This window comes from Pseudoalteromonas sp. SK18 (assembly GCF_001974855.1).
Classification (GTDB): Bacteria; Pseudomonadota; Gammaproteobacteria; order Enterobacterales; family Alteromonadaceae; genus Pseudoalteromonas.
The window spans coordinates 38,975-52,264 of the sequence record NZ_MTQB01000013.1; the positions used below are offsets into that span (position 1 = coordinate 38,975).

The 13,290-nt window shown below is 40.1% G+C and carries 11 protein-coding genes; 4 read left to right on the top strand and 7 right to left on the bottom strand.

Annotated features, from left to right (window positions below; all coding sequences use genetic code 11):
* The 3 genes from BW139_RS11030 (at position 1) to BW139_RS11040 (ending at position 5,301) form a co-directional block, all read left to right on the top strand.
* Entirely contained in the window at positions 1-3,132 is a 3,132-nt protein-coding gene (locus BW139_RS11030) for an efflux RND transporter permease subunit (protein ID WP_076919679.1), read from the top strand.
* Complete coding sequence (locus BW139_RS11035) at positions 3,132-4,541, top strand: efflux transporter outer membrane subunit (RefSeq protein WP_076919680.1); 1,410 nt, start codon at positions 3,132-3,134, stop codon at positions 4,539-4,541. The genes BW139_RS11030 and BW139_RS11035 overlap by 1 nt, the downstream gene beginning before the upstream one ends.
* A gap of 136 nt (positions 4,542-4,677) precedes the next feature.
* Positions 4,678-5,301 carry a TetR/AcrR family transcriptional regulator gene (locus BW139_RS11040; RefSeq protein ID WP_076919681.1) on the top strand — a complete coding sequence of 208 codons (624 nt, stop codon included), beginning with the start codon at positions 4,678-4,680 and terminating at the stop codon, positions 5,299-5,301.
* 62 nt (positions 5,302-5,363) lie between these two features.
* Here the strand turns inward: BW139_RS11040 and BW139_RS11045 are convergent, their stop codons facing one another.
* The 6 genes from BW139_RS11045 to BW139_RS11070 all read right to left on the bottom strand — a co-directional run bounded on the left by BW139_RS11045 (position 5,364) and on the right by BW139_RS11070 (position 10,987).
* Positions 5,364-6,464, bottom strand: coding sequence for a HupE/UreJ family protein (locus BW139_RS11045; RefSeq protein ID WP_076919682.1), 1,101 nt, complete (start codon positions 6,462-6,464; stop codon positions 5,364-5,366).
* Complete coding sequence (locus BW139_RS11050) at positions 6,461-7,486, bottom strand: lipopolysaccharide assembly protein LapB (RefSeq protein WP_076919683.1); 1,026 nt, start codon at positions 7,484-7,486, stop codon at positions 6,461-6,463. The genes BW139_RS11045 and BW139_RS11050 overlap by 4 nt, the downstream gene beginning before the upstream one ends.
* Positions 7,487-7,532: 46 nt before the next feature.
* Positions 7,533-8,042 (bottom strand): Ig-like domain-containing protein, encoded by a 510-nt coding sequence (locus tag BW139_RS11055; RefSeq protein ID WP_076919684.1) that lies wholly within the window; start codon positions 8,040-8,042, stop codon positions 7,533-7,535.
* Positions 8,043-8,053: 11 nt separating this feature from the next.
* Complete coding sequence (locus BW139_RS11060; protein ID WP_076919685.1) at positions 8,054-9,646, bottom strand: DUF4331 domain-containing protein; 1,593 nt, start codon at positions 9,644-9,646, stop codon at positions 8,054-8,056.
* A 136-nt stretch (positions 9,647-9,782) separates the two neighbouring features.
* Positions 9,783-10,466, bottom strand: a complete 684-nt coding sequence (locus tag BW139_RS11065) for an anti-sigma factor domain-containing protein (protein WP_076919686.1) — start codon at positions 10,464-10,466, stop codon at positions 9,783-9,785.
* Entirely contained in the window at positions 10,463-10,987 is a 525-nt protein-coding gene (locus BW139_RS11070) for a sigma-70 family RNA polymerase sigma factor (protein ID WP_076919687.1), read from the bottom strand. The genes BW139_RS11065 and BW139_RS11070 overlap by 4 nt, the downstream gene beginning before the upstream one ends.
* Before the next feature lie 323 nt (positions 10,988-11,310).
* Here BW139_RS11070 and BW139_RS11075 point away from each other — a divergent pair, with 323 nt between their 5' ends.
* Positions 11,311-12,939: a diacylglycerol kinase family protein gene (locus BW139_RS11075; protein ID WP_076919688.1), complete on the top strand. Its 1,629-nt coding sequence runs from the start codon at positions 11,311-11,313 to the stop codon at positions 12,937-12,939.
* A gap of 42 nt (positions 12,940-12,981) precedes the next feature.
* Here the strand turns inward: BW139_RS11075 and BW139_RS11080 are convergent, their stop codons facing one another.
* Entirely contained in the window at positions 12,982-13,290 is a 309-nt protein-coding gene (locus BW139_RS11080) for a VF530 family DNA-binding protein (protein ID WP_076919689.1), read from the bottom strand.

Here is a 13,290-nt window from a genome sequence, read left to right on the forward strand (position 1 = left end):
ATGTCACGATTTTTTATCGATAGGCCTATTTTTGCTTGGGTATTGGCGATTGTGGTTATGCTTGCGGGTATTATTGCCGTTAAAAGCCTGCCTGTTGCTCAATATCCGTCTATTGCGCCGCCAGCGATTACCATTACAGCTAACTACCCTGGTGCATCTGCACGTACCTTAGAAGACTCGGTGACTCAGGTTATTGAGCAAAAAATGAAAGGCTTAGATGGCTTGTTATATATGTCATCAACCTCACAGTCGAGCGGTTCAGCAACACTGACGCTAACATTTGATGCCGAAACCGATCCAGACATTGCCCAAGTTCAAGTGCAAAATAAATTAGCGACCGCTACGCCATTATTACCTGAAGAAGTGCAGCGCCAAGGTGTGGTAGTGGCTAAATCATCATCAAGCTTTTTGCTGGTTGTTGGTTTTGTGTCGCAAGATGGCAGTATGACTAATATTGATATTGGTGACTATGTATCGTCGAACGTGCAAGACATTGTGTCGCGTGTAGATGGTGTGGGTGAAGTGGAGTTGTTTGGCTCTCAATATGCAATGCGTATTTGGCTCGATCCGGCTAAATTACAAAACTATAAGCTAACCCCAAGCGATGTATCAGCGGCAATTAAAGCACAAAACGCACAGGTGTCAGCAGGTCAGCTCGGTGGTATGCCGTCACTTGCTGGGCAGCAACTCAATGCAACTGTTACTGCACAAAGTCGATTACAAACGCCAGAGCAATTTAGAGATATTTTAGTAAAAACCAACAGTGATGGGTCGGTTGTACGTTTACAAGACGTTGCTGATGTTGAACTTGGCGGTGAAAGCTACGGTGTGGTTGCTCGTTTTAATGGTAAGCCTGCATCAGGACTCGGTGTAAAGTTAGCCAGTGGTGCCAATGCACTTGATACCGCGCAGGGAGTCAAAGATGCACTTGAAGAGCTTAAGCCGTTTTTCCCACAGGGACTTGAAGCAGTTGTGCCTTATGACACCACTCCCTTTGTTGCACTTTCAATTGAAAAAGTAGTTCATACACTAATAGAAGCCGTTGTTTTGGTATTTGTTGTGATGTACTTATTTTTACAAAACTTTAGAGCAACTATTATCCCAACCATTGCCGTACCAGTGGTACTGCTAGGTACGTTTGGCGTTCTATTTACCTTTGGGTATTCAATAAATACGCTGACTATGTTTGCTATGGTACTGGCCATTGGTTTGTTGGTCGATGACGCGATAGTGGTAGTTGAAAACGTAGAACGTTTAATGACAGAAGAAAAGCTCTCTGCGGTCGAAGCAACGCGAAAGTCTATGGATGAAATTAAAGGCGCGCTAGTGGGTATTGCCATGGTGTTGTCGGCGGTATTTATCCCTATGGCATTTTTTAGTGGCTCTACAGGGGTTATTTACCGTCAGTTCTCTATAACACTGGTTACAGCAATGGGGTTGTCGGTATTAGTCGCGCTTATTTTAACACCTGCATTATGTGCTACGTTATTAAAACCGAGTCATGTGCATACTGATGGTACCTTTATAGGTCGTTTTTTCTCAGGCTTCAACCGTGGCTTTGATAAAACTAATAGAGGTGCACAAGGCTTTGTTGGGCGAATGATTAAGCACTCTAAACGTTATTTGCTTAGTTATGTTTTGATTGTCGGTGGTATGGTCACTATTTTTTCAAGCTTACCCACTGCGTTTTTACCGGACGAAGACCAAGGTATTTTGTTTAGCCAAGTAATGCTGCCAGCAGGTTCAACAACAGAGCAAACGCTTGAAGTGGTTAAAAAAGTAGAAAACCATTATTTGGAGGAACAGTCTGAAGCTGTTGCTTCAATATTCACAGTTACCGGCTTTAGTTTTGCAGGCTCAGGACAAAACTCAGCTATTGGTTTTGTGAGCTTAAAGCACTGGGATGAGCGCCAACGTGACGACTTATCAGTGGGGGCGGTTGCAGGAAAAGGCATGGGCTATTTTTCAACGATAAAAGAGGCGTTTGTATTTGCATTCCCACCTCCGGCTATTATTGAACTTGGTACTGCTAATGGCTTTAATATGTTTTTACAAGACCGGGTTGGTTTAGGTCATGATGAGCTATTAAAAGCACGTAATCAGTTATTAGGTATGGCGAGTCAAAGTCCAATACTGGCAGGTGTTCGTCCTAATGGGCAAGAAGATATGCCTGAATTACAATTGGATATTGATCTTGCAAAAGCAGAAGCCTTTGGTTTATCACAAGGTGATATTAATAGTACGCTTTCGACTGCTTGGGGTAGTAGTTATGTGAACGATTTTATCGACCGTGGCCGCGTTAAAAAGGTATATCTGCAAAGTAAGGCCGATGCGCGCATGGTGCCTGAGGATCTAAATAAATGGTATGTGCGAAATAAGAGCGGCGACATGGTGCCATTCTCCGCGTTTGCTAGTTCATATTGGTCATATGGCTCGCCTCGTCTAGAGCGCTATAACGGTTTTTCAGCTATGGAAATTCAAGGCAGTGCTGCGCCAGGTTACAGTACAGGTGAGGCCATGGATGAAATGGAGCGCTTAGTAAAGCAATTACCTAATGGTATTGCCTCTGAATGGACTGCTATTTCATACCAAGAACGTTCAAGTGGTGGCCAAGCACCGCTTCTGTATGGCCTTTCACTATTATTTGTATTTTTGTGTTTAGCAGCACTTTATGAAAGTTGGTCTATCCCATTTGCAGTAATGATGATTGTACCTCTGGGTATATTGGGTGCTGTTATGGCTGCTTTTTTAGGTAATTTATCAAATGATATTTACCTACAAGTTGGTTTATTAACCACCATAGGGCTTGCCTCTAAAAATGCGATATTAATTGTTGAATTTGCTAATCATAAAATGGATGAAGGCTTGAGCTTAGTTGATTCAGCCATTGCAGCCGTACGACTTCGTTTACGCCCTATTTTAATGACCTCAATGGCATTCATTTGTGGTGTATTACCGCTTGCAATAGCCTCAAGTGCAGGCTCGGGTGCACAAAACGCCTTAGGTATTTCAATCATTGGCGGAACACTTGCTGCTTCATCACTGGTGGTAATTTTTGTGCCATTGTTTTTTGTTTTAGTACGCAGACTGTTTTCAGGTAAAGCTAAAACCAGCTCGCAGGAGGAAGCATAATGAGTGTAAGAGCAATCAGTTTTAGTGCTTTAACTTTAGCTATTTTATCTGGATGTCAGTTAGCTCCTCAGCAAGAAGCGCTTAATTTACCTGTCCCTGATGCTTATGCATCAGAGGCAGGCAAAGGGCAAGTTTCATCATTAAAATGGCAGCAGTTTTTTAATGATGAAAAACTTAAAACATTGATATCACAGAGCCTTGAGCACAATAAAGACCTGCAAATAGCAGCACTTAATGTGCAACGAGTGCGTGGTTTATATCAAATTCAAGACTCGGCTTTATATCCGTCACTTGATTTAAACGCGACGGGAAGTCGTCAACGCTTGCCAGCTGATTTATCAGCCAGTGGTCAGCCTCAAATTAGCTCTCAATATAGTGCCACGGTAGGCATGACTGCTTATGAGTTAGATTTATGGGGAAAAGTACGTAATCAATCAGAGCAAGCATTACAAACGCTTTACTCTACGCAGCTTAGTGAATATAGCATGCAGGTGTCGTTAATTTCTGAGCTGGCAAATGCTTGGCTTAATTATGCGACCGATCAACAATTACTTGCCTTGGCAGAAGAGACATTGTCATCGCAGCAAGCTTCTTTATCTTTAACGCAAAAAAGTGTTGATTTAGGGGCTGCCTCTGAGATTACCCTAGAGCAATTAAAAAGCACTGTAGCTACTGCAAAGGTTGATATTGCAAAATATCAGCGTTTATTAAAACGTGATAAAAATGCACTTGATTTATTGGTAGGTAAAACGGTGGGTCAAGACTTACTACCGACCAAAGAGTTGAATACTTTACTTGATTTACCGGCCGTACCTGTCGGCCTTCCGTCTGATTTACTAACACAGCGCCCAGATATAAAAGCGGCCGAGCACCAGTTATTTGCCGCAAATGCGAATATAGGTATTGCGCGTGCTGCGTTTTACCCAAGTATTAGTTTAACGGCCAATGCAGGGACTGCATCAGGTGATTTAAGTAACTTATTTGATGCTGGATCGGGCACGTGGAGCTTTATGCCGTCGGTAAATTTACCTATTTTTACTATGGGGCGTAACCAAGCAAATTTAGATGTCGCTAATGCAGAGCAACAAGTTGCTGTTACAACGTATCAGCAAAAAATTCAGCAAGCGTTTCGTGAAGTTGCTGACGTGCTTGCTGATAGAGAAGGTTACAATGCGCAATTAAGTGCACTTGAACAGCTACTACAAAGCCGTAAAGTAACCTACGACTTGTCACAGGCGCGATACGATAAAGGGGTCGATAGCTTTTTGCAAGTGCTCGACGCTCAGCGAACTTGGTATAGCGCAAGGCAGCAACTGATCACCGGTCAACAAGCGCTGCTTGCAAGTCAAATCAACCTGTACAAAGCCGTTGGCGGTGGGTGGCCAGTAACCGCTCCAAACGTTAAGTAAAATAGTACGCATAAAATCGGTTAGTCATCACCAGTTTCATGCGTAGCAAAGCAATATCGTTTAACGCTTACCTCTTTATTATTAAGGGGTAGGCGTTAAATATTTCGAGTTAATTGGCTCGATAATGGAGTTTTGAATGAATTCTAAAAATAAAAAACACCTTGATCCGGTGCAAGCTCAAGCGCGTCGTGAACAGGTATTAACAGCTGCTGCTGATTGTTTTCGCCGTAAAGGCTACCATGGTGCAGGTATGGCTGAAATAGCAAGAACAGCAGGCATGAGTGCTGGTCATATTTATAATTATTTTGATAGCAAAGAAGCAATAATCGAAAGTATTATTGAAAAAGATATGGAGGAAATGTTTTCTATATTTCAAGAATTCGAAGATCAACCCGGTGATATTTTAACGGTGTTACTCGACGGCTTACATCATGGCGTACAGCGTCATATGGACACGGGCGCCTGCGTTGTTGACTTAGACATGATGGCAGAGGCCAGTAGAAATAAAAAAGTCGCTTTACTACTGCGCGAGGCGGACACGCAAGCACGTAACAGAATGCGTGACTTATTAGTGAGTGAAAGTAGTTTAATAAAATCACATTCAGAGCAAGAATTAGAGAGCCGTATTAATGTGATTTTTTCAGTGATGGCAGGATTGTTATTACGAAAAATGCTGTTTCCTGAGTTAACAGAAGAAACCGTGCTTATTGCACTACGTCCAGCGATGAAAACATTACTTATGCCGTTTGATAAAAATTAGAACAAGAACGAGCAGAGAAAAATGAGGCTAACCTTTTGTGGGTTAGCCTAAATTGTTATTTGTTAATAACGCTCTATTGACCATTGCAGTGCGATTAGAGCAATCAAGATTGAACCTGAAGGCATTAACCACTTTTGATACCAATTATAGTTTCTTAGGTAAATGAGTATGGGTAAACTAACACACAAAATACTCAACTGACCCAATTCAACACCAAGGTTAAAAGCAATTATACTTAGCAGCTGGTAGTCTTCTGACAGACCTAGTTCACCGAGGACACTAGCAAATCCCATCCCATGAAGTAACCCAAAACCAAAAGTAAGCCAGCCTAAACGTATTACTACGGGCCAAACATTATTAAGTGCTGCAAACAATACTGACATTGCAATTCCTAATTCTACCCAGCGACTATTAGGGGAGACAAGGTTCATTGCGGTAGCTGTAAGCGTAATAGAGTGTGCCAGTGTGAACGCCGTGATTATCCATGCGGTGTGTTTAATGATTTTTATTTTAGAGGTACTTCCTTGCCATGTCTTATCTCGTCGGATCAGCACGCAAGTAAGTAATAATGCGATTAAAAATAAAATATGGTCTATGCCAATCCAAATGTGCAACACGCCTTGGTAAACATATTGATTAAAGGTTTTTAGATAGCTTGTTTGTTCAAAATTAAATGCTTGTTTTTGGCTATGATAGTCAAATATACGCGACACACCGTTGATGTTTACGATAGATTTATGGCTAGCATCGCGGTTAAAAAAAGCTGAGTATGTAAGTAAGGTTGTAGTGTTATTATCGCAATAAAAGCGAATAGGAATTTGCAAATAAGGTTGATTAAAGTGAGTATCGAGCTTAAACGAGCCTTCATTATTTAAAAGGCAGGCTTTTAAGTCTTGGGTAAAACTTATGTTTTGTTCAACAAATTGAGTAAGTGAGCTACGTTTTGCTTTTATTTCGGCCCATGTAATTTGCCCATCGTTGTTTAAATCAAGTGCTACTGCATGTTCTAAGTCAGCGATACTGATTTGCCAGTGACCAATATATTGCGTTTTATCTATATTGTTATTTAACACGATATAACTGGTACTTAACTGGTGTGCAAAGCCATTGTTTGTAAAAGCGAACAAACATAAAGCGAAAAAACATAGATAAGGTGATCTCATAGCTTACCTCGTAGCATTGCTTTTGCATCTTTAAGTAACTGCTGATCCATACTCATCTTTGCTTGTTGCCAATTAATGTTTGCCCAGTACAATGCTTTGTCGGGGTTTGGCTGAATATTAATGTAATATTTAGCTAGATCACTGGCGTGGAAAGTATCTTGGCGAATTTCGCGTAAAGAGACTCTTTCAGCCATCATTTTTTGCCATTTTTGCCCGTGTGTTTTTAGATCTTTTTCTGCAATAGCTAGCCTAAGCAACAGCGCATCCTCTAAATTAGTATTATCGTCAACCAATGTGCTTAGGCTGTTAATAATATGCTCAGAGTTATTAAGTCTAAGCTGAATATCAGCCCATAAAACAACAAGGCTCACAGGCATATTCGATAATTTTATATGATTAATATGAGAGAGTGCTTTTTTATAGTGACCCATTCGGTAACTCATTTCACTCAACACATGCTGGGTTGATAGATTTGTTTCTTTGTTATCAACTATTTTTAATAGCGATTGATAGCTTTGTTGAACATTTTTGTGTTGGCTTTGTATATCAAGCACACAGGTACTTGCAGTGAGGGTACTTACTAAACCAATTAAAGATATACAGTGTTTTGTTGCTGCTTCAAAACGCCCTTGCGTCATAAAAATATTTGCTAGTAGTAAATGGCTATTAACATGGTTAGGATCGTCATCTATTGCCTCTTTTGCAATATTTATGGCTTGCTCGAATAAATGTTCTTTTTGTAAAATACGTGCATACAGATAGCTTACTTCTGAAGTGGGGTTTTGCTGATATAGCTTTACCAAATGTGTTTTAAGGACCCCTTGTAACCGCTCAGATTGGCCTGAGAATTGACTGTTGTCGAGTAAGTTCTTTATCTCTTCAACAGAAAGAGATGCTTTTAATTTAGTGTTACTAGTTGCAATAACTGCATCATCCTTTGGTACAAAAGATGCGCCTTGTAGAGTGAGCGGCATTAAAAAGACAGCGATAAAAGTGAATGGCAAATATAAAGGTAAGTGCATTATTTTCTCCTAAAAGTTAGCCTTCCTTGGCTAGTCAGTTGATTGATTAATTTCCGTTTGTGGGAATTAAATCACCGACATCAGTTTCAGTATTATTAAATACCCTACCATTTACCGATAATGGCTCATCTGTGGGTTCTTGATTAAATGCATCAGTGACGAATTTTGAAAATTCAACTTGCAACGCTTCAATAGTGATGCTCACTGTGGCGTTTACTGGTGAGTTAACACCATCGCTTACATCAAACATAAAGCTGTCTGAACCTGTTGTCTCTTTGTTAGGGGTGTAAGTAAAATTACCATCGCTATTTACTTCAACAGTACCTAACGTTGGCTCACTTGTTAGTGAGTAGCTCAATAAATCGCCATCTGTATCAGTGGCTCTGAGCCTGTCAGAGATACTGACCTCTGTTTGAGTGGTGAGTATTACGTCACTCGTTGTAGGCGCAGAGTTGGTCATAACGGGTGGTTGATTTTTGTCATCATCGTTGCCACATGCAGCCATAATTAGGCTTGCAGAAAGTATCCAAAGATGGCGGAAATTTAAATTACGCATAAGGTCACTCCTTATTTAGAGCCTGCAAGCGGTGTTGCAAGGTAAGGGAATGTCGCATCCATCATTAATGCATTAACTGGTGCGCCATCGGTAAATGGAACAGTACCTACGTTTGCATCTTCTGGTGAACACAGCTCTAAATCAGTATCCGTACCTGCAACGGGAATAGGGTGACATAATCGGCCCATTACAACTCGAAGCGCAATATCTACAACATCATCACCCGGGCGTCGACCATTTGGAAAGCCAGCTAAATCGTTACCTGCAACACCAAAAGCTGATTGCTCCGATTGCGCAGTCGCTGCAATAGCTGTGTTTAGACGCAACATCTCTGAAGGTGTTACTGTTGCTTGCTGGTTAACCCCTGCAAAGCCAGTCAAAAAAGCAGTAATTAAATCTGTGCGCGGAAAGTTAGTTGGAGCGAGAGTTTCTAGATTAGCGCCAAGTGTCGTATTTACCGCATCTTTAAACAAGATGTTTAAAAGCTCAGGGAGTGAAGGGTGAGATACATAATCTAAAAACTGACCATCATTTTTAGGATGAGATGTTGAAAATGTATCTTTGTCTTTAATGCCAATCACCAACTCATTAACTAGCGGGTTACCTAAACGAGAAACTTGTGTTAAAGCGCCGCCATTTACTGCATTGTTTGCAAATTTAGCATTGGGATTAAGCACGCGAGCTTGAGGTAAGCTAGCTGTTGTCCACGAACCTATGACTTGGTTACCGTCGCCTACAATACAGGCTTTTGGCACTTCAACAGCAATAGAGGTAACATTTTTATCTGCAAGGTCATCATTATCGGCTGATTGTGTAATACCGCCAGGGAAACCTTCACCATCGCCTGCACCTGGCGAGCTGTCACCTTCAACAGGAACATAATTAACTAAATCAAAAGTTTTACCTAGGTTAACCACAAATGGGTCTTTACGTTGACCGACAAAAACTCTTGCCATACCTTCGCAGTTGGGAATAGCTACTTGATAGACGAACTGGTCAGCATAAGCTTTATATTCTGTCATCGAGCCAAAGGTTTTATCGCCTACATAATCAAGTGGCTTAGAAAACACGCTAGAGTTTGTAGTAGTATTATTTAGGGCTGTTGCAGTACCCGTTCGCTGTGGTCCGCTGATCATGGTCATACTGTAAGACTCGCTAAAGTTTACAGCAGCTTCATTACCTGCAGATACACCACCAACATTTTTAAGTGGTACTGAAACGGTCCGCTGATTACCCTCTGGTCCTACAGTCAGTTGTACCCCTTGATTATCATTTGGCAGCATACTTTCAAAGTTAAACGCAAATGTAATATCTTCTATAGCGTCTCCATCATTGTCAATGTGGATGCTATAAGTAGCATCAGGGTCCATTGCAAAGTAATTTGGGCCACCATAAGCATCTTGTAAAGGAATGTAGTTTGCGATGAGGGTTACGTAATCGCCTCGGCCTTGCTCATAACTATTAAATATATAAAAATCGGTAGAGTCTAAAGTTGGGAAGCGGCTTATATTTGGTGCTTCTCTATGGCTAGATGCTTCACTTGGTGCACTTATAAATGTACTGCATACCATTACTGCAAGTATTGATGGAGTAAAAGCTTTCATGACTTTGTCCTTTAGTTTTGTTTGAAGTCATAGCTAATAACGGACAGGATAGTTAAGTGGATGCAAAAAAGTTAAAAGTATTTATTTTTTGTTACTTTTTATGCTGATCGCTTGAAGTAAAGCGACCAGCATCAGTTTATAAAAGTACTAATTCTGTGGTGTATAGTACTTCAGTAGGTAAACCATTCGGTGAACCGCCAACGGGTTCTAAACTAACCGCTAATAATGTTATGTCGGTTGCTTTAAATAGTTTACTTTTGAGAATAGTTTTATCGCCATTTTTGGGTAATAAACCAAGGGAGACAGGGGTATCTTGCCCTTTAAGTATCATCCACAGTTCATAATCCCTATCTGTTCGTGCTATTAGTTGGTTACTCGCTTTAATAGAGAGCTCATGGTTACTTACATTTATAAACCACAACGGTTGCTCAGTTTGATTTTTTACTAAAGCTATTTGTTGTGTCTGCTTACTGTTGGTAGTAGGTTGAGTAACTAAAACAGTTAAAATAATACATGCGGCGGTCGCTATATATGACCATGTACGCCAAAGAGAGGGGGATGTTATTGGCGATGGTTTTTCTCGCTGTGGATTATTTTCGATACGCCGCATTATCTCATGCCATGTTGCATCTGACGGTGCCTGCGGGCTAATTGCACTCGCTAGATTATTAAGATTTTGCTCCCACATATTGGTGGCTTCTCTCGCTTTATTTGAAACTAACATTAGTCGCTGAAATCGTTTACGTGCTAAGCCTGTCAATGTACCAAGCACATACTCCGCGGCGAGTGAATCGAGTAGTTCCGGTTTGTTATAGTTCATATTGTTAAACACCTTTGTAGCTGTATTAACCCTCTGCGAATCCAACTCTTAACTGTCCCTAATGGTGTATCGATATGATTCACCAGCTCCCTGTGACTTAATCCTTTGTAATAGGCGAGATGAATAGCATGTTTTTGCTGCGGTTCTAATTGCTCGATGCAGTTAACTAATTTAGTATTTTCATCGTAATTTACATCAATTGTGTGAATATCTTGCTGCTCTTCTGCTAAGGGTTCTTCCTTGCGGACTTTATGATATCTAAGTAGATCAAGGCTTCTGTAGCGAACAATACTAATCATCCAGCTTATTACAGTCCCTTTGGAGGCATTATACTCAGACGCATTATGCCAAACTTTAATAAAGGCATCTTGTAATGCCTCTTCGGCATAAGCTCTGTTAGACAGCATATTCAAACTAATTGCAAAGAGCTTACCGCTTGTTTTTTGATATAAACATGAGAAAGCTTGCTTGTCTCCTTGTGCTGTTTCATACAACAAAGAAAGTAATTCGTTATTTTCCATAGTGATCCTATTTTTTGTTATTAGTATTAAAACGAGTTAGTGTGATTTTTAGATGCAGAAGGTTGAAAATTAAGCTGGGTGAACACTTTTCAGATCAATAAGTGCTATAGAGCATAGTCTGCTTTTATTAGACTGTGAAGAATTTATTCATTAAGGTGTAAAAACTGCATGCAATGTTAACCTCTTTTGGATTGATTTAATTAAGAACGACCTAGCCAGAGCAAACGACTAGCTAACTTAATACCTTAAGTTTGCCTTATGGCATAATGATTGCTGTAGTATATGATTATTCAAAAGTGTAATACCTATAAAAAGGAAAAATTATGTGGGCTGCAGTAAGTTATCTTGTAACAGCATTGGTATTTATAGTATTGGGGTTAACGGTTAACTCCATTTATTTTGCAGTTGCATTTTTTTGGACCGCACTTTCGCTACTATTAGTTAGCGGTGCTTATTTTTTTAACGCAGGGAAAGTATTTAGAAAACGCGAAAATGGCGTTATTCCTTTTTACATTCGCTGGGCTTTTGTACCTTTTTTATTAGGTGCACAAATTTATAATGCATGGTCACGCAAGCGCGACAAAGTACCGCCTATTCAACAAATAAACGATAACCTATTTTTAGCATGTCGTTTGTTCCCCTCAGATATAGACACATTAAAAGAAAATGGTATTACTGCTATTTTGGACGTTACCTGTGAATTTGATGGGCTTGAATGGACATCTACCCAAGAAAATATTGATTACTTAAATATTCCTGTTCTTGATCACAGTGTGCCTACACATTCACAGTTAAACCAAGCCATTAATTGGATCCATCATCATATTAAGGGAGACCGTCGTGTTGTGGTGCATTGTGCATTAGGGCGTGGGCGTTCGGTGTTTGTTATGGCAGCGTATTTATTGAGTCAAAATAAAGATGCGGATGTACATGATATTCTGGCACAAATTAAAGAAACACGTGAAACTGCAAACCTTAATAAACGCCAATTACGCCATTTAGTTAAGCGCCATCGTAGGGGGGAGTTACTAATAAAAAATAAAGCGTACTTAATTGCTAATCCGGTGTCAGGCACTAAGTTGTGGTCTGAAAAAGAGCATTTAATTGTTGCGCGTTTATCTGCGTATTACGATTTAACTATTTTAAAAACTACGCCAGAACAAAACGGTATTACGTTGGCTAAACAAGCCATAGAGCACAACCCCGATATTATTATTGCCTGTGGTGGAGACGGAACCGTGACTGAGGTTGCCAGTGTGTTGGTGGGTACATCGTGTCGATTAGGAATAATACCGCTTGGAACAGCGAATGCGCTTGCTCATGTATTGATGGGAATAAAATCTAAATTCATTCCTGTTGAGCAAGCCTGTGATTTAATTATTGATGGTCAAACAAACTTGATAGATACCGCGTATTGTAATAACGATTTGATGTTACTGTTAATAGGTATTGGCTTTGAGCATGCAATGATTGAAAAAGCAGATCGAGAGTCTAAAAATAAGTCAGGTCAACTTGCTTATTTAAACGGTTTTTTACATTCATTTGGCGAAAATAAAGCGCAACAGCTTATAGTCAAACTCGATGATAATGAGCCTGAGACTATTAATACAAATAGTTTTATAGTGGCAAATGCCGCGCCGTTCACTACGTTATTAGCGCAAGGGGGCGGGCAACCCGACCATCGCGATGGTTTATTGGATGTAAACTGGTTAACGCCGAATAAAGATGATGAAACCACGGTATTAAGTATTGCTGAGCTGATGTTTAGTAGTATTACGCAAACGCATTTTGCTATTAACTCGCATTATACCAATGCAAAACGTGTAGAAATAAGCGCAGATGAAACGCTAAATTACGTGATTGATGGCGAGGTTAAATCTGCAGATAAAGTAGTGGTAAGTATCCACCCAGCATCGTTAAATGTAATATGCCAAGAGCAAATAACTGATTAAAAAGGCGTAAGTTGTTACGCCATTGCTATTTTTTTGAGCCTTTTATTTTTTAATAGAAGGCCATACAAAACCCGATGTATCAGGTTGTGAAGATTCAGATGGCTTCGGTTTATTTCTAGGTTTACGTAACGGCTTGTTATTAATGGTATGAATATAAAGCGCTTCTACTTTATCCCTTGCCCAAGGCGTTTTACGTAAAAATTTTAAGCTTGATTTTATACTTGGCGAATCGGTAAAACATTTGATATTTACTTGCTCGCCCATTGCTTTAAAGCCTAAACGTTGTTCTAGTTCAACAAGGATTTGCTCTAAAGTTACCCCATGAAGCGGGTTTTTTGGTTGATTATTCAT